The organism is Pseudomonas sp. NPDC012596, from assembly GCF_042902325.1.
In the GTDB taxonomy this organism is placed as follows: Bacteria; Pseudomonadota; Gammaproteobacteria; order Pseudomonadales; family Pseudomonadaceae; genus Aquipseudomonas.
In genome coordinates, this window is record NZ_JBIBEB010000013.1 from 1 (window position 1) to 15,676 (window position 15,676).

General features: G+C 65.5%; 17 protein-coding genes. 5 read left to right on the plus strand and 12 right to left on the minus strand.

Annotated features, from left to right (window positions below):
• The coding region (locus ACFY68_RS16440) for a hypothetical protein (RefSeq protein ID WP_387529232.1) at positions 1–292 on the minus strand (292 nt) is incomplete at its 3' end.
• Between ACFY68_RS16440 and ACFY68_RS16445 the strand changes: the two genes are divergently transcribed.
• From ACFY68_RS16445 to ACFY68_RS16460, 4 genes are all read left to right on the plus strand, one after another.
• Positions 291–818: a (2Fe-2S)-binding protein gene (locus ACFY68_RS16445; RefSeq protein WP_387529235.1), complete on the plus strand. Its 528-nt coding sequence runs from the start codon at positions 291–293 to the stop codon at positions 816–818. The genes ACFY68_RS16440 and ACFY68_RS16445 overlap by 2 nt on opposite strands.
• On the plus strand, positions 815–1,816 hold the full coding sequence (locus tag ACFY68_RS16450) for an FAD binding domain-containing protein (RefSeq protein ID WP_387529238.1): 1,002 nt from the start codon (positions 815–817) through the stop codon (positions 1,814–1,816). The genes ACFY68_RS16445 and ACFY68_RS16450 overlap by 4 nt, the downstream gene beginning before the upstream one ends.
• A complete protein-coding gene (locus ACFY68_RS16455; protein ID WP_387529241.1) occupies positions 1,813–4,014 on the plus strand; it encodes a xanthine dehydrogenase family protein molybdopterin-binding subunit in 2,202 nt (733 codons plus the stop codon). Before ACFY68_RS16450 ends, ACFY68_RS16455 begins: the two co-directional genes overlap by 4 nt.
• A 100-nt stretch (positions 4,015–4,114) precedes the next feature.
• Positions 4,115–5,461 carry a cation:proton antiporter gene (locus ACFY68_RS16460; RefSeq protein ID WP_387529244.1) on the plus strand — a complete coding sequence of 449 codons (1,347 nt, stop codon included), beginning with the start codon at positions 4,115–4,117 and terminating at the stop codon, positions 5,459–5,461.
• Between the two features lie 29 nt (positions 5,462–5,490).
• Here the strand turns inward: ACFY68_RS16460 and ACFY68_RS16465 are convergent, their stop codons facing one another.
• From ACFY68_RS16465 to ACFY68_RS16515, 11 genes are all read right to left on the minus strand, one after another.
• On the minus strand, positions 5,491–6,297 hold the full coding sequence (locus tag ACFY68_RS16465; protein ID WP_387529246.1) for a DUF3618 domain-containing protein: 807 nt from the start codon (positions 6,295–6,297) through the stop codon (positions 5,491–5,493).
• The gene (locus ACFY68_RS16470; RefSeq protein ID WP_387529249.1) at positions 6,294–6,722 is read right to left on the minus strand and encodes a phage holin family protein; all 429 of its coding nucleotides are present in this window, start codon (positions 6,720–6,722) and stop codon (positions 6,294–6,296) included. Before ACFY68_RS16470 ends, ACFY68_RS16465 begins: the two co-directional genes overlap by 4 nt.
• The gene (locus tag ACFY68_RS16475; RefSeq protein ID WP_387529252.1) at positions 6,722–7,321 is read right to left on the minus strand and encodes a hypothetical protein; all 600 of its coding nucleotides are present in this window, start codon (positions 7,319–7,321) and stop codon (positions 6,722–6,724) included. Before ACFY68_RS16475 ends, ACFY68_RS16470 begins: the two co-directional genes overlap by 1 nt.
• 214 nt (positions 7,322–7,535) lie before the next feature.
• The gene (locus ACFY68_RS16480; protein ID WP_346614383.1) at positions 7,536–7,808 is read right to left on the minus strand and encodes a PepSY domain-containing protein; all 273 of its coding nucleotides are present in this window, start codon (positions 7,806–7,808) and stop codon (positions 7,536–7,538) included.
• 66 nt (positions 7,809–7,874) lie between these two features.
• Positions 7,875–9,821 carry a response regulator gene (locus ACFY68_RS16485; protein WP_387529255.1) on the minus strand — a complete coding sequence of 649 codons (1,947 nt, stop codon included), beginning with the start codon at positions 9,819–9,821 and terminating at the stop codon, positions 7,875–7,877.
• A complete protein-coding gene (locus ACFY68_RS16490; protein ID WP_387529258.1) occupies positions 9,811–10,686 on the minus strand; it encodes a sensor histidine kinase in 876 nt (291 codons plus the stop codon). Before ACFY68_RS16490 ends, ACFY68_RS16485 begins: the two co-directional genes overlap by 11 nt.
• On the minus strand, positions 10,679–11,695 hold the full coding sequence (locus ACFY68_RS16495) for an ATP-binding protein (protein ID WP_387529261.1): 1,017 nt from the start codon (positions 11,693–11,695) through the stop codon (positions 10,679–10,681). The genes ACFY68_RS16490 and ACFY68_RS16495 overlap by 8 nt, the downstream gene beginning before the upstream one ends.
• Positions 11,686–12,090 carry an ATP-binding protein gene (locus ACFY68_RS16500; RefSeq protein WP_387529264.1) on the minus strand — a complete coding sequence of 135 codons (405 nt, stop codon included), beginning with the start codon at positions 12,088–12,090 and terminating at the stop codon, positions 11,686–11,688. Before ACFY68_RS16500 ends, ACFY68_RS16495 begins: the two co-directional genes overlap by 10 nt.
• The gene (locus tag ACFY68_RS16505) at positions 12,087–12,449 is read right to left on the minus strand and encodes an STAS domain-containing protein (RefSeq protein WP_346614388.1); all 363 of its coding nucleotides are present in this window, start codon (positions 12,447–12,449) and stop codon (positions 12,087–12,089) included. Before ACFY68_RS16505 ends, ACFY68_RS16500 begins: the two co-directional genes overlap by 4 nt.
• A 4-nt stretch (positions 12,450–12,453) precedes the next feature.
• Positions 12,454–13,305 carry an STAS domain-containing protein gene (locus tag ACFY68_RS16510; protein WP_387529267.1) on the minus strand — a complete coding sequence of 284 codons (852 nt, stop codon included), beginning with the start codon at positions 13,303–13,305 and terminating at the stop codon, positions 12,454–12,456.
• 182 nt (positions 13,306–13,487) lie between these two features.
• Positions 13,488–14,624, minus strand: coding sequence for a GlxA family transcriptional regulator (locus ACFY68_RS16515; protein ID WP_387529270.1), 1,137 nt, complete (start codon positions 14,622–14,624; stop codon positions 13,488–13,490).
• 31 nt (positions 14,625–14,655) lie between these two features.
• Here ACFY68_RS16515 and ACFY68_RS16520 point away from each other — a divergent pair, with 31 nt between their 5' ends.
• Positions 14,656–15,675: an ABC transporter substrate-binding protein gene (locus ACFY68_RS16520; RefSeq protein WP_387529273.1), complete on the plus strand. Its 1,020-nt coding sequence runs from the start codon at positions 14,656–14,658 to the stop codon at positions 15,673–15,675.
• Position 15,676 lies beyond the last annotated feature (1 nt).

Genomic DNA, 15,676 nt, shown 5'->3' on the forward strand with positions numbered 1-15,676 from the left:
ATGGCCTGACTGGAACGGCGCGTTGCAACAAATGTGGGAGCGGGCTTGCCCCGCGAAGCGCCGCGCGGGCGGCGCTCGATCTCAAGGGCGCTGAAAGTCTCAAGGCAAGCGCGGCGCGATCGGCCGTTGCGGCCTGGTGCGCACGGCGCGGCTGCTGTTCGACGGGTACGTTTGCATTGCGCAGCAGGTCTGGTCGCCCGCCGATAAAACCTGAACGTTTGCCAAACACCTCCGGTCGCAGCAAATAGACGCAGCCGACTGCGCGATGCATTCCTGACCGTGAGGTTTCCATGAGCACGAACTCCCAAGCGGGCGTCGATGGGCATGCCATCAGCCTGACACTCAACGGCGTCCCCCGGTCGCTTCAGGTCCAGCCGTGGACGACGTTGCTCGACCTGCTGCGCGAGCAGCTTGACCTGATCGGCAGCAAAAAGGGCTGCGACCATGGGCAATGCGGTGCCTGCACTGTGCTGCGCGACGGCAAGCGTATCAATGCCTGCCTGACCCTCGCCGTGATGTGCGACGGCGCCGAGCTGGTTACCGTAGAGGGGCTGGCCGAGGGTGAGCAACTTCACCCGATGCAACAGGCCTTCATTACCCACGACGCCTTCCAGTGCGGGTACTGCACCCCAGGGCAGATCTGCTCGGCCATCGGCCTTGCCCGCGAAGGCCGGGCCCACACGCGTGAAGCCATTCGCGAGCTGATGAGCGGCAACCTGTGCCGCTGCGGCGCCTACAACAACATCGTTGCCGCCGTGGAAGAGGCCCTGCCGCTGATGCCCGATGAGCGCGAGCCGCAAGGAGGGTCGCAGCCATGACCCCCTTCAGTTACCACAAGCCGTCTTCTGTCAGCGAAGCGGTCAATCTGGCAGACCAGGCCTCGCGCTTCATTGCCGGGGGTACCAACCTCGTCGACCTGATGAAGGAAAACGTGGTGAGCCCCACCCGCCTGATCGACATCACCGCCCTGGCGTTGAACGGCATCGAGCAGACCTCAAGCGGCGGCGTAATGATCGGCGCCCTGGTCAGCAACGCTGACCTGGCCTGGCACCCCTTGATCGAGCAGCGCTACCCGCTGCTGTCGCAGGCCATCCTCGCGGGCGCCTCGCCCCAGTTGCGCAACATGGCCAGCACCGGCGGCAACCTGCTGCAACGTACCCGCTGCTACTACTTCTACGACACCGGTACGCCCTGCAACAAACGTGAGCCGGGCAGCGGCTGCCCTGCGCGCACAGGCCTCAACCGGATACATGCCATTCTGGGCGCCAGCGACAGCTGCGTGGCCACGCACCCCTCGGACATGTGTGTTGCCTTGGCCGCGCTGGATGCCGTGGTCCACGTGGAGGGCCGGGCTGGGCAGCGGCGCATCCCCTTCGCCGAATTTCACCGGCTACCGGGTGACACGCCCGAGCGCGACAACCAGTTGAGCGCTGATGAACTGATTACCGGTATCGAGCTGCCGCCCCCAGCGTTCGAAACGCATTACCGTTACCTGAAGATTCGTGACCGCGCCTCCTACGCCTTCGCACTGGTGTCGGTGGCTGCCGCGCTCAAACTCGACGGCGACGTGATCCAGGACGCTCGTGTAGCGCTAGGGGGTGTCGCGCACAAACCCTGGCGAAACGAGGCCGTCGAAGCGACATTAAAAGGCCAGGCGGTGTCGCCCGCGCTGTTCGCACGTGCGGCCGACGCATTGCTGCAACAGGCAACGCCGCTCAAGCACAACGCTTTCAAGGTAGCCCTCGGCAAACGCGCGATCGTCCGTGCGCTCACAGAAGCCGCGGCCGGCGCCAGCACCTGCAGGACAGCCCCATGAACCGAATGAAAACTGTAGTGGGCACGCCCCTCGACCGTGTGGATGGGGTGGCCAAAGTGACGGGCAAGGCACGCTACGCCGGTGAGTATCCCGAGCCTGGGTTGCTGTACGGCAGTGTGGTTTCGAGCACCATCGCCTGCGGCCGAGTACGCAGCATCGACACCGCGCAGGCGTTGAACGTGCCGGGGGTGATCGCGGTGCTGCACCACGCCAATCGGCCGCGGATTTCCAGCTATGACGACGATTACAGCGATGCCGACGCCGCCGAAGGTTCGCCGTTGCGCCCCCTGTTCAATGACCGCGTCCTCTACAGCGGGCAACCGCTGGCGCTGGTGGTCGCCGAGAGCCTGGAACTGGCGCGGCATGCCGGCTCGTTGATCCGCATCGACTATGACCAGGAAGGCCACCAGACGGACTTGCATGCCGTGCTCGACCAAGCCCACCCTGCCCCTGCTGAAACCCCGAAGCCCCGTGGCGATTTCGCCGGGCAGTATGCGAAGGCGGCCGTACAGCTCGACGCAACCTACGACACGCCCAACGAGCACCATAACCCCATGGAGCCCCATGCCTCCACGGTGTTCTACAAAGCCGACGGCGCGCTTGAGATCCATGACAAAACCCAAGGCACGCAAAATTGCCAGGACTACCTGCACAAGGTGTTCGGCCTGCCCAAAGACAAGCTCAGGATCCTCGCCGCGTTCGTCGGCGGTGCCTTCGGCTCGGGGCTGCGCCCGCAGTACCAGCTGCCCTTGGCCGTGATGGCAGCCCTGCACCTGAAACGCTCGGTACGCGTAACCCTGACCCGCCAGCAGATGTTCACCTTTGGCTACCGCCCACGCACCCGGCAACGGGTCCGGCTGGGCGCAACCGCGCAGGGCAAGCTGCTGGCGATTGCCCACGATGCCATCGGCCAGACCTCGCGCTTCGAAGACTTCACCGAGCACTTGGTGGAATGGAGCGGCATGCTCTACCAGTGCGACAACGTGGCGCTGAGCTACCGCCTGGCCCCGCTGGATGTGTACACGCCGCTGGACATGCGTGCGCCGGGCGCCGCGAGTGGCGTGATCGCCCTTGAGTGCGCGATGGATGAGCTGGCGTGTGCCGCGAACCTCGACCCAATCGAACTGCGTCGCACCAATTTCGCCGCCAGCAATGGCAATGAAGGCAAACCGTATTCCAGCAAGGAACTGCTGGCCTGTTACGACCAGGGCGCCGCACGGTTCGGCTGGGGCGCGCGTACACCGCAGCCGCGCAGCATGCGCACCGGCAACCAGCTGATTGGCTGGGGGATGGCCGGCGGTGTCTGGGAAGCGATGCAGATGAAGGCCAGCGCCAAGGCCCGCATCGACCGCCAGGGCAAACTGACCGTCAGCAGCGCCACTACCGACATCGGCACCGGCACCTACACCGTGATGACCCAGATCGCGGCGGATGCTGCCGGCGTCATGGTGCAGGACGTGACCTTCGTCCTGGGCGACTCTTCACTGCCGACAGCGCCTTTGCAAGGTGGGTCGTTCACCGTGTCTTCGGTGGGCTCCGCCGTGCGCCAGGCCTGCCTGGCCCTGCGCACCCAGGTGCTGGCGCTGGCACGCCAGGCCTTCCCCGCAATCGCTGCAACGCCGGCGCAGGCAATAAACTTCGGCGACGGGTTCCTGCAGGCTGGCCAACACCGTATCGCTATCGCCGATATCGTCGCCGGGTCTGCAGACGGTGCCCTCGAGGTACAGGTTACCGCCGAGCCCAGCGCCAAGCGTGAGCCATACGCCACGGCCACCCATTCGGCGGTGTTCGTCGAGGTCCAGGTCGATGAGGACCTTGGCACCATCAAAGTGACAAAGGTGGTCAGCGCGGTGGCAGCGGGCCGCGTGGTCAACCCGAAGACCGCCCGCAGCCAGATTCTCGGCGGCGTGGTGTGGGGCTTGGGCATGGCGCTGCAGGAAGAAACCCAAACCGACCACCAGCTAGGTCGGTTCCTCAACCACAACCTGGCCGAATACCACGTGCCGGTGCATGCCGATATCGCGGACATCGAGGTGATATTCGTTGAAGAAAACGACCACATCGTCAACGAACTGGGCTCCAAAGGGGTGGGCGAAATCGGCATCGTCGGCGTCGCGGCCGCAGTTGCCAATGCCATCTACCATGCCACCGGCAAACGCGTGAGGGAGTTCCCGGTCACCCTCGACAAGGTGCTATAGGGCGGCTGACCGGCGGTGGCCCCGCCAGCGGAACGGCTACTGGCCGGGTGGCGTCTGAACTACAGGCCCGGCGCCCGATTGCGCGGAGGCAACTGCACACATGAGCTTTATTGTCTGGGTCGCCATGCTCGGCGCAGTGCTGTTGCTGCTGGCGCTGACCGCCTCCTACCTGCGCTGGGTGCCGGTCACCACCTCGGTGGTGTGCCTGGCGCTGGGCATCGCCTTGGGCCCGAGCGGGTTGGGCCTGCTGCAACTGGATCTGGCCAAGGCCAGCGGCTGGATCGAGCACCTCACCGAAGTCGCCGTGCTGTTTTCCCTGTTTGTCAGCGGGTTGAAGCTGCGGCTGCCGTTACGTAGCCGCAACTGGCGGATTGCGTCGATGCTGGCCGGACCGCTGATGCTGATGTGCATCGGTGGGGTCAGCGTGTTGCTGCATTACGGGTTGCACATGAATTGGGGGTTATCGCTGTTGATTGGCGCGATTCTCGCCCCCACCGACCCGGTGCTGGCGACGCTGGTGCAGGTCAACGACGCGCAAGACTACGACCGCGTGCGCTTCAGTTTGTCTGGCGAAGCGGGCCTCAATGATGGCGTGGCCTTCCCGTTCGTGATCCTGGGCCTGTTGCTGCTGCAGAACACCGCAGGCGAACAATGGCTCATGGACTGGCTAGTCCAGGACCTGTTGTGGGCCGTGCCCGCCGGGCTGCTGTGTGGCTACTGGATGGGGCGCGGGCTTGGGTATTTTGCCCTGTACCTGCGCACCCGGCACGACGACAGCACCGTTTCGCCCAACGATTACCTGGCGCTGGCCCTCATTGCGATGGCCTATGTGCTCGCCGACCTAATCCATGGCTACGGTTTTCTCGCCGTGTTCGCCGCAGGCCTGGGCTTGAGGCAAGCCGAAGTCCACTCCACCCCCGAGCCGCACGAGCCCGCCGAGCACCTGGTGCAGCCGGTGGTTGGCCATCAGCACGTGGCCCCCGAGCATGCGATAAAAGGCGATGTTGCCGACCTGGAAGACACGCAAGTGGCGGCGGGCATCATGCTCGGCGACATGCTTTCGTTCGGCGGTCTGGTGGAGCGTGCGATGGAGGTGTTTCTGGTCACCTTGCTCGGCGTGGTCTTGCTTGAGCACTGGGACTGGCGGGCGTTGTGGGTCGCTGGGGCGCTGTTCGTGCTGATCCGGCCACTCAGCACCTTGGTACTGCCTTTCGGCGGGCTGCTGGACGTGCGTCAGCGCGGCATGCTGGGGTGGTTTGGGATACGCGGGATCGGCAGCCTGTACTACTTGTTCTACGCGCTCAACCACCAATTGCCGCCGGACGTCGCGGCGTCCAGCACCAACCTCACACTGTCGGTGGTGGCGCTGAGCATAGCGGTGCACGGGCTCAGCGTGCAGCCCATTCTGGCGCGGTATCAACAGCGGGGTGCTCGCCCCAGTCGCTGATGCAACCGGGGCGAGCACACGTTGGCGCTTCAGGAAGGGAAGCCCAGGCCCGCAGACAGGTCCGAATCCCCTGCCCTGTGGGTCCCGCTGGGCGCTTCTTTGGCCGTCGCTTCCTTCACCGTTTCCTTGACCGCCTGCTTGGCTTGCTCGCCCTTGGCTTTCAAGGTATCGGTCAAACGGTCACTGCTGGCGCCCATCAGTTGGTCTTCCTTGCGGGTGCCAGGCAGCGCCGCCCCAAGCGCTGCGCCCAAGGCAATGCCCAGGGCGGCCAGCACCAACGGTTGCTCTTTGAGCAGATGATCGAACTGGCCTTTCAATGCCGTGGCTTGTGCACTGACCTGATCGGCTGCACCGCGCAGGCTGTCAGCCGAGCCCTCGACCGAATCCCGAGCACCTCGGCCAATGTCACCCGCCCGGTCCCGCAGGTCATGGGCTTTGCCGCTCACGCTGCGACCGGCATCATGCAGCGCTTCACCCGCATGGGCAAAGGCGCCTTTTACCGCGTCGACCGCCTCGCCAAGCTTTTCACCCATACCCGGCCCGGTATGCGCCGGGCCGGGGTTGAACGGGCGGTTCTGATTAAGGCCCAGCCAGGCCAGCCCCAGTACCGTCAGGGTCGTCGGCACCGGATTGTTCTTAAGCGTCGTGCCCAGGTTATGGAAGAATTCGCCGCCATTACCCTTGGTGTAAGCGAGCATCTGGTCCATCAGCTGGCCCGGGCTCAGGCGTTGTTCGAGGGCATCGACCAGGTCACTGATGTGCTCACGCTTGGCGTTGATTTCCTGCTCGAGCACGTCCGGGTCCTTGTGCGTGTCATGTTCGAAGGAGGTATTCATGGCAGTTTCCTCTTCAGCGCGTCCTTGTCCTGCTGCATGGCATGCAGCGTGCGATCCGGGGCCAGTTGGCCGGGTTCGAACTGTTTCTTGCCCGACTGCAGCATGACGAAGCCGACGATCATGGTAATGGCACCCACGATCAACGCGGCCAGCCAGGGCGCGACGACCATGGCCAAGGCATACACCGCAGCCAGCAGCACGATGATGAAGCCCGCCAGCAGCACGATCGCGCCTGCCGCCACGGCAGCGGTGCCCGCTTTCAGGGTATTGAGGTTGTGCTGCAGCTCTGCCTTGGCCAGCGCCAGCTCCTTGGTAAAGAGCTCGGGTACTTCACGCATCAGTTGACGCAGCAGGCTACCGACACCCACGGCGTCTTCGATGGGGGTGTGCAGCGGGGGGGTGGCTTGTAGCGGGTCCTTGTTCATCATTCACCTCCTTTGAGCGGATCGCGGTCCAGGGGCCCGCCGCTTACCAAGGTTCCGGCGCCCATGCCGACCGGGTCGACCGGGGTATAGGGTTTGTGGGTGGCCACGTCGCTGGCGCGGTCGGGCTGGGGCGCCGTGCTGTGGTAGGGCTCGCTGGCACCATAGGCCGTGGCTGGGGAGGTGGCGGCCGGTACATGGCTGGCGCTGGCACGCAGGAACCGCGACAAGGCGAAACCGACGGCCACGCTGCCGGCCAGGAACAGCGCAGGGTTGTCCCGCGCCAGGCGCGAACCTCTGTGCAGCAGGTCCTCAGCACTCTCGTGGCGGATCTGCTCGGCAAAGCTGCCGATGTATTCAGCGGCCTGGCCCAGGTATTGGGAAAGCCCCAACGAGTCGTTGCCTTCCAGTGCAGAGGCTGCTGACTGCGCGCCCTGCTTCAATGAGTCCAGCTGCTCGGCGGCGGTGTCACGGTAGTGTTCGAACTGCTCGGTGCCTTGCGCCTTCGCCTCGTTCAGCAGCGCGCCCGCTTCGTCGGTAATGGCGTGCAGGTGCTCCTGGGTATCGCTGGGGGGCGATGCTGAGTTTTGCTCGCGTTCCATGGTCATGTCCCTCGCAAGTGGTCATCCGGCGGCTGCCGGAATGTGTGCCTCTCACACGGGTGACGTGGCGCATGGGCGTGGAGTTCATTGAGAGTGATCGGCGACCGGTAGCTGTCGCACCAAGAGCTTGCGTGGGGGTTACTGGTGCGCGACCGGCAACAAAAAGGCTGGGGCCGCTTTGCGGCCCCAGTAACAGCACAGCTCGTTTACCGCATCAGCGATCCAGCTCGTCTTTGATGATGGTGCCGTTGTGCGGGTCTACCTGAAACTCGTATTGCTTGCCATCAGCCTTCAGGCCCTCGCCCTCCCAGTGCCCGTCATCGGCTTCGATCTTGGTGATCTGGGTGTAGCCGGCGCCCTTCAATGTGGCTTCGGCCTGGTCCTTGGTGACCTTCCAATCAGCGCCGGGCTGGTCTGCCCAGGCAGCGGAAGCGCCCAGTGCACCGACCAGAGCCAGGCCGGTAAACAGTCGAGTCATCGCTTTCATTGCCAACATCCTTTTTTGTCGGGTTCAAGACTGCGACTCATCCAAGACTGCGGCAGTTCCATCGGGTCAACTCACCAGGCCCAGCGTGCGCCCGACCTTGGCGAGCAGTTCGCTGGTCTGGAACGGCTTGATCAACAGGTCCATGCCCGTGTCGAGGAAGGCCTGGCGATCCAGCGCCGTCTCGGCGTAACCGGTCATGAACAGCACCGGAAGCCCCGGCCGGTAGGTTCGCGCCATGTCGGCCAACTCTCGGCCACTGATGCCGGGCAGGCCGACATCGGTCAGCAGCAGCTCGATGCTCGGGTCTTCGCGCAGGTGGTCCAGCGCCCGCTCGATGGTGTCGGCCAGGGTACAGCGATAACCGGCATCGGCCAGCACCTCGGCCACCGACAGCCGCACCGAGGCCATGTCCTCGACCACCAGCACATGTTCGCCGCCACCCTGCTGGTCGAGCTGTGGCCCGCGCTCCTCACGGGCCTCCTGCTGGTTGCTGGCCGGCAACAGCAAGGTCACTTCAGTGCCCTGCCCGACAACGCTGCGCAATGCCACATGGCCGCCGGACTGGCGAGCGAAGCCGTAGATGGTCGACAGCCCCAGCCCCGTGCCCTGCCCCACCGGCTTGGTGGTGAAGAACGGGTCGAACACCTTTTCCAGCAGCTCAGGCTCGATGCCACAGCCGTCATCGCGCACCGTGACCGCAACATACGGGCCGTCCTGCAGGTTGGGGTCACCGTGTGACCAGGTAGCGGCGGTGGTCACCCAGATACGCCCGCCCTTGGCCAAGGCATCGCGGGCGTTGATCACCAGGTTGAGCACCGCGCTCTCCAGCTGGATCGGGTCGACCAGGGCAATGGTCGGCTCGCTGGAAAGGGTGAGGGCCAGCACGATGCGCTCGCCGATGGTACGGGTAAGCAGCTCTTCCAGCGACCGTACACGGTCGTTGATGTCCACCGGGCGCGTGTCCAACGGTTGTTGCCGGGCGAAGGCGAGCATCCGATGGGTCAGTGACGCGGCGCTCATGGCCGAGCTGAGGGCCGCGTCGGCGTAGCTTGGGACTTTTTCCACACGGTTCTGCGCCACGCGTTTGCGAATCAGTTCAAGGCTGGTGATGATGCCGGTGAGCAGGTTGTTGAAGTCGTGGGCGATGCCTCCGGTGAGGCTGCCCAGGGCGTCCATCTTCTGCAGTTGCAACAGTTGCGCCTCGGTCCGCGCACGCTGCGCCACTTCGCGGGCCAGCTGGGTATTGGCATCGTCCAGACGCGCCAGGTGCGAGCGCTCACGGTGGCGGTGTTCGGTGACATCCTCGACGAACACCAGGCACAGCCCCGGCGCGCGGTAAGGCGAAAGCTGCCATTCGGTGTCCCGTGGCTGGCCGCTCACGGTCATGCCCAGGTTGCCGCGCCAGCGCTGACCATCCGCTACATGGCGGCGCAAGGCGGCGATGGCGGCCTGCTGGTCGGCGCCGAAGCACTCCTGCAGCGCTTCGGGGTTGCGGTTGTCCTGGATCAGCTGGGCGAACGCCTGGTTGCACTCATGCACCTTGAGCCCGGCATCGAGCACGGCGATGGGCGCAGAGACATTGCTGAAGATCTCACGAAACCGGGCCTCGCTGTCACGCAGCGCCCGCTCGGTATCGCGCACCCGCAACAGGGTACGCAGGGTCGCCACCAGCACGTCGGCATCCACCGGGTGCACCAGGTAAGCGTCGGCCCCGGCATCCAGGCCAGTAATGATATCGCCGCTCTGGATCGACGCCGCCGACACGTGAATCACCGGCAGCAAGGCGGTCGCCGGGTCTGCCCGCAGCAACCTGACGATATCGAAGCCACTCATGTCGGGCAAATTGACGTCGAGGATGAGCGCATCGATCGGTTCGCTGCGGATCAAGGCCAGGCCATCACCCCCGGTTCCAGCCTCCAGAACCTGATAGTCATGCAGCGCCAGGCGCCGGCGCAGGGCATAGCGCGTGGCGGCGTTGTCGTCGACGATCAGCAGGCGGATGTCAGGGTTCATCAGTGCGCGCCTCGGGGGCCAGTGCCAGCGGGAGAGTGACGAAGAATGACGAGCCAACGCCGGGCGCGCTCTCCACGCCCACCTCGCCACCCAACAACGCGGCGAAGCGCTTGCACAGCGAAAGCCCCAGGCCGGTGCCGCGCAGGCGTTTCTGCAGGGGCGAGTCGAGCTGGGCGAAGTCTTCGAACAGCCCGCCAAGCAGTTCGGGCGCAATGCCGATGCCGGTGTCGCTCACCGCAAAACGGACCTGGTTGCTGCCATGCAACTGCGCCGACACCCGCACTTCACCACGGGTGGTGAACTTCAGTGCGTTGGAAATGAAGTTACGCAGTATCTGCGCCAGCTTCTTGTCATCGGTATACATCTGCGGCAAACCTTGCGGCTCTTCGAAGATGAGATCGACCGTGCCGGCGTCGACGATCGGGCGGAACATCCCGCGCAAGGCGGCAAACAGGTCGAGCATGTCGAACCAGGCCGGTGAAATGGTAAGCCGCCCCGCCTCGATCTTGGCCAGATCGAGCAGGTCGTCGACCATGTCGCTGAGTTCGCGCGTCGCGGTGCTGATAAACGCCACCTGCAACTGCTGCTCCTTGCTCAACGGCCCGTCCACCTCGTCGGCGAGCAGGCTGGTGATGCTCAGGATCGACCCCAGCGGCGTGCGGAACTCGTGGCTCATGTACGACAGGAAGCGGCTTTTCAGGTCCGATGCCTGGCGCAATTGCTCGGCCTGGATGTCCAGCTCGGCATACAGCGCCAGCACACCCTGGTTGGTGTCCTCGAGTTCGGCGCGCAGGGCCTGGTTTTCGGCGTGCAGGCGGGCTACGTCGGCCTGCGCGGTGCTGCTGTCGGGGGTTGGCTCAGCCATGCACGGCCTCCAGATCGATGACCAGCACCGTCACATCGTCCCGCCCACGGCAGAAGTCGCGGTGCAGCACGGCGGCGATCACCGCCGGGTGGCGGTGAGCGAGGCCGGGGTAGGTTTGCAGGTTCCAGCGCGTTTGCAGGCCGTCACTGAACATGACCAACAGATGCCCCTTCAAGTGAGCGTAGTCGAACACCTGGCCCTTGCGGTATTGCCCGCCGACGATGCCCGGGTGCGAGGCCAGGCCCCGCGGGCGGTCGCCGCCCACCAGGGTGGCGCCGATATTGCCGATGCCGATGAATGCCAGGCTGTCGCGTTCCCCGTCGTACTGGGCGATCGCCACAGCCCCGCCGCGGGTCCCACCCATGGCATGGTGCAACTCGCCGAGCAGTTGCTGAGGGGGGGTGAAAGGCGCCTGCACGAACGCATCCACGCCGGCCCTGGCCGCGCGCTCGGCTTCCTCGCCGTGGCCGAGGCCGTCGACCACCAAGGCGCTCACGCGCTGACCGTCCAGCGTCACGTGCCAGCTGTCACCGCAAGCCGGGTCGTCATGCAGTGAATGGTGGCTCACGCCCACGCGTACATCCTTGCCCTGGTCGTCTTGCCGGTAAAGGCGTGCCAGCACCACGGCGCCCTGGGCGTCCGCATGCACATCGAACACCTGGGCCAGGCGGCTGACCGCCCCCAGGCCAATGCCCTGGGTGCCCCCGGTGGAATAGCCATCGACCAAGCAACTGGGCAGGTCGAAACCGTGGGCGCGGTCCACCGCGATCAGTTCGATCCCAGGCTGGCTGCCATGCGCCAGCACCCGCAGGTGCAGTTCACCGCGCTGGGCGTGCTTGAGCACATTGCTGGCAAGCTCCGTTGCGACGAGGGCCGCCCGGCCGGCATCGGCCGTGGCAAACCCATGCTGCTCGGCGAGCTTCTGCACCACGCGGCGGGCGTGGCCGACCTGGCTGGCATCGTCGAGCCGCAGGACCTGGGTAAGGCTTGCCGCCAGGTTCAGGCCCATCGGGTGATCGTTACCCGGGTACCTTGCCCGGGCGTGGTGTCCAGTTCGAATTCATCGACCAGGCGCCTGGCGCCGGTCAAGCCCAGGCCCAGGCCACCGCCTGAAGTCCAGCCATCGGTGAGGGCCAGCTTGATATCAGCGATACCCGGCCCTTCGTCGCGGAACACCAGGCGCAGGCCAACCCGGCCGGCGTCCTCGATCACCGCCCAGTCCATGTCGCCGCCACCACCGTACACCACGGTGTTGCGGGCCAGTTCACTGACGGCCGTGACCAGCTTGGTCAGGTCGACCAGGCGCATGCCGCACTCGCTGGCAACCTTGCGCGTGAGTTGGCGGGCCAATACCACATCCTGTTCGATACGCACCGGTTGGCTGCCACTTTGGCGAATGGTCATGGGCGGCCTACCCGCTGGCGCAGCAGGTTCATGCCACGGTCGACATTCAGGGCTGTGCTGACCCCGGGCAGGGTCAGGCCGAGCTCCACCAGGGTGATCGCCACCGCCGGCTGCATGCCCACCAGCACGGTCTCGGCATCCATGATGCGCGACAGCCCGGAGATGCTGGCGATCATCCGGCCGATGAACGAATCGACCATGTCCAGGGCGGAGATATCGATCAGCACGCCACGGGCCGAGGTCTGGTCGATCCGGTCGGTGAGGTCGTCCTGCAGGCGCAGCGCCAGCTGGTCATGCATGTCGACCTGAATGGTCACCAGCAGGAATTCGCCCATTTGCAGAATGGGAATACGCTCCATCGGCTCACACCCGCTCGCCAGTGCTGGTGCCCAGGCGCGACAGCGCCAGTTTCAGGGCATCGGCCAGGTTGGACTTGGTGGTCAGCGTGCCCAGGTCCAGGCCCAGGTGCACGATAGTCTGGGCGATCTGCGGGCGCACGCCGCTGATGATGCAATCGGCGCCCATCAGGCGGATGGCCGTCACGGTCTTGAGCAGGTGCTGGGCCACCAGCGTATCCACGGTGGGCACACCGGTGATGTCGATGATGGCGATTTCGGAGCCGGTGTCGACGATGCGCTGCAGCAAAGATTCCATCACGGTCTGGCTGCGCTGCGAGTCGAGCGTGCCGATCAGCGGCAGGGCCAGTACGCCCTCCCACAGTTTGACGACCGGGGTAGACAGCTCCAGCAGCTCCTCCTGCTGGCGCTTGATCACCGCCTCACGGTTTTTCTGGTAGGTGCGGATGCTGTGCAGGCCTAACGCATCGAGCAGCTGCGAAACTTCCCAGAGCTGCTCGGCCAGCAACGCCGGTTGCTCGCGGTAATGCGCCTGCAGCAGCGTGAACAGCGGGCCTTTGAGGGCAAAGATGAAGTAGGCAGTCTGGTGTGACTCTTGGCCGACCTGCGCACGGCTGGCAGATAGCTTCTCCAGAAAACGTCGGGTTTCCTCCCAGCCCGCAACACCAATCTCGGTACCACACTCGCTGCGCAGGCCGTCGATCACCAGCTGAAGAAAGTCGCGTGTTTCCTGGCGCAGGTCCTGCTCACGGATATTTCGCGTGGCGCCATTGGCTTCGAGTGCGGCCAGCCATTCCCCTAGCAGTTGCGCCTGATTGCTGACAATCGCTTCCAACGTGCTGTTCTGCAGTGCTGCCATGTGCGGTTCGCTCCTGAAAATGACATGCCGACTGACCGATGATCATGGCGGCTTCGAGAAGTGACAGCCGGCGATGAAAATAGTTGTGGTCTGGTTCGATAATTTCATTGCGCCATCTAGCGTGCCGCTAACTTTAGGCCAAGTTCACCGGCCGCGTGGCCTGTCGCGCGAATCAGCCGTGATCAGTTGGCAATGCGCGACAGCCCGACCAGCACCGCTTCATCGTGACGGTAGCCGGTCTGGCCCTGCATTGGCGCCTGCCCTTCCAGTTGCCGGGTGCGCGCCCGCGAGCGATAACCCAGCGGGCTGATGCCAAGCTGGCGTTGGAAACTGCGGCGCATACGCTCTTCGTTGCCAAAACCGGTAGACACCGCAATGCGCTTGACGGGCTCGGCGCTGGTCTCCAGCAGCCGGCAGGCAGCTTCCAGGCGTAGCGTTTCGACGGTCTGGGCCGGCGTGCCGCCGGTGGCTGCAACATAGGCGCGGGCAAAATGCCGGGGGCTCATGCCGAAGCGTTCGGCCAGCCGCTCGACGCGCAGGTCGCCGCCCAGGTTCTCTGCCATCCACGCGTGCAGGCGCACCAGGCGCTGATCCCGGTCGGTGCGCAGGGCGTCGCTCTGGGCCTTGAGGGTGGCGCTCAGTTGCGACTGTTCTGCAGAGCGGCGCAGGAACACGGTGAAGTAGCGGGCAAGGGCCAGCGCGGCATGGGGGCCTAGGTCTTCCTCCAGCAAGGCCAGGCCCAGGTCGATGCCTGCTGCGGCGCCGCCGCAGGTCCACAACCCTTCATCGCGCAGGAACAGCGCGCTGCGCTCCACATCCAGGCTGGGGTAATTGCGCTGCAGGTCATCGGCGAACTTCCAGTGGGTGACCACCCGCCGCCCCTCCAGCAGCCCTGCCGCGGCCAGGGCGAAGGCCCCCGTGCCCACCGAACAGACCCGCCGCAGCGCCGGAACACGGGCACGCAGCCAGTCGATCACACCGCTGTCCTGTTCAACCACAGTAACGCCAGGGCCGCCGATCACGATCAGTGTGTCCACCGCCTCGTCGCCACCGATATCGGCAAGGGCTCGGGTTTGCACGACGATGCCAGAGATGCTTTCGATCGGCCCGCCTGCCGGCGACGCCAGCACCACCCGGTAAGGCGGCTGCCTGGCGAACGCGTCGCCCAGCACGCGCGCGGCGGCCGCAAACACCTCCAGCGGCCCGGCCGCGTTGAGCAGCAATGCCCCTGGAAACGCCAGCACCAGCACGGTACGCGGGCAGCCCATGGCAGAAAAGGAGGGGTGTTTGGCATAGTGGCGCAGCGGTTGCCTCGACATACTCAAGCCGTCCGATGATTCGAGAGCCGCAATGATGCACACAAAGCCGAGCCTGACCAAGCGCCTGCACACCCTGCTCTTCAGTGCGCTGGCCAGCCACCTGCTGCTCGCAGGCCAGGTGCAGGCCGAACCCTCGGCGCTGGCAGGCCAAAGCCCGGCAGCGCTGGCCGAGGCGCAGCTGAAGGTCGGCGACCAGAGCGGCCTGACGCGCGCGCTGCTAAGCGCCGCTGGGGAAGACCGCGCGCTGCCGTATCACCTGGCCTGGCGCCCCTTCGTCGCTGGCCCGCCGCTGCTCGAGGCGCTGAACGCCGGGGCCATCGACGTAGGCGTGGTGGGCAACGCCCCACCCGTCTTCGCCCAGGCTGGCCACGCTCAGGTGCGTATCGTCGCAGCAGCCGAAGGCGCGCAGAACAACAATGCCCTGCTGGTCCCCGGCGACTCGACCGTTCAGCAGGTAGCCGACCTCAAGGGCAAGCGCATCGCCGTGGCCAAGGGCACCAGCGGGCACTACCTGCTGCTCGCCGCCCTTGCCCAGGCGGGGCTGGGCAGCCGCGATGTAGAGGTGGTGTATGCAAGCCCTGTGGACGCGCAGAATGCCTTTGCCGGTGGCCAGCTGGACGCCTGGGCGGTGTGGTACCCCTTCGTTGGCCAGGCCATCGCACAAGGCGCGCGGCGCTTGCTGGACGGCAGCCCGTGGCCGGAGACCGGCCTGAACTTTACCCTGGCCAGTGAGCGTTCGCTGGGCGACCCGCTGCAGCGCGCACTGGTCGGCGACTTTATCCAGCGCCTGGCCAGGGCACAGGCCTGGGCCAGCGCCAACCCCGGGCCCTGGGCCGAGCAGCTGGCGCAGGCCACGCGGCTACCACTGCCGTTGGTGAAGGAGATGCTCGACCATCAGCAGCTGCGCTTCGTACCGCTGGATGATCGGGTCAGCGCACTGCAACAGCGCCTGGCCGATGCCTTCGCCCAGGCCCGCCTGATCCCCCGGCCGGTGCAGGTCAGCGACTTCTTCGACCCGCGTTACAACGCCCTGCTGCCCACCGCCCACTGAA

Bases quoted from the DNA above. Each gene is read 5' to 3' on its own strand.
- ACFY68_RS16445 (WP_387529235.1), top strand. From the start codon at position 291: ATGAGCACGAACTCCCAAGCGGGCGTCGATGGGCATGCCATCAGCCTG.
- ACFY68_RS16450 (WP_387529238.1), top strand. From the start codon at position 815: ATGACCCCCTTCAGTTACCACAAGCCGTCTTCTGTCAGCGAAGCGGTC.
- ACFY68_RS16455 (WP_387529241.1), top strand. From the start codon at position 1,813: ATGAACCGAATGAAAACTGTAGTGGGCACGCCCCTCGACCGTGTGGAT.
- ACFY68_RS16460 (WP_387529244.1), top strand. From the start codon at position 4,115: ATGAGCTTTATTGTCTGGGTCGCCATGCTCGGCGCAGTGCTGTTGCTG.
- ACFY68_RS16465 (WP_387529246.1), bottom strand. From the start codon at position 6,297: ATGAATACCTCCTTCGAACATGACACGCACAAGGACCCGGACGTGCTC.
- ACFY68_RS16470 (WP_387529249.1), bottom strand. From the start codon at position 6,722: ATGAACAAGGACCCGCTACAAGCCACCCCCCCGCTGCACACCCCCATC.
- ACFY68_RS16475 (WP_387529252.1), bottom strand. From the start codon at position 7,321: ATGGAACGCGAGCAAAACTCAGCATCGCCCCCCAGCGATACCCAGGAG.
- ACFY68_RS16480 (WP_346614383.1), bottom strand. From the start codon at position 7,808: ATGAAAGCGATGACTCGACTGTTTACCGGCCTGGCTCTGGTCGGTGCA.
- ACFY68_RS16485 (WP_387529255.1), bottom strand. From the start codon at position 9,821: ATGAACCCTGACATCCGCCTGCTGATCGTCGACGACAACGCCGCCACG.
- ACFY68_RS16490 (WP_387529258.1), bottom strand. From the start codon at position 10,686: ATGGCTGAGCCAACCCCCGACAGCAGCACCGCGCAGGCCGACGTAGCC.
- ACFY68_RS16495 (WP_387529261.1), bottom strand. From the start codon at position 11,695: ATGGGCCTGAACCTGGCGGCAAGCCTTACCCAGGTCCTGCGGCTCGAC.
- ACFY68_RS16500 (WP_387529264.1), bottom strand. From the start codon at position 12,090: ATGACCATTCGCCAAAGTGGCAGCCAACCGGTGCGTATCGAACAGGAT.
- ACFY68_RS16505 (WP_346614388.1), bottom strand. From the start codon at position 12,449: ATGGAGCGTATTCCCATTCTGCAAATGGGCGAATTCCTGCTGGTGACC.
- ACFY68_RS16510 (WP_387529267.1), bottom strand. From the start codon at position 13,305: ATGGCAGCACTGCAGAACAGCACGTTGGAAGCGATTGTCAGCAATCAG.
- ACFY68_RS16515 (WP_387529270.1), bottom strand. From the start codon at position 14,624: ATGTCGAGGCAACCGCTGCGCCACTATGCCAAACACCCCTCCTTTTCT.
- ACFY68_RS16520 (WP_387529273.1), top strand. From the start codon at position 14,656: ATGATGCACACAAAGCCGAGCCTGACCAAGCGCCTGCACACCCTGCTC.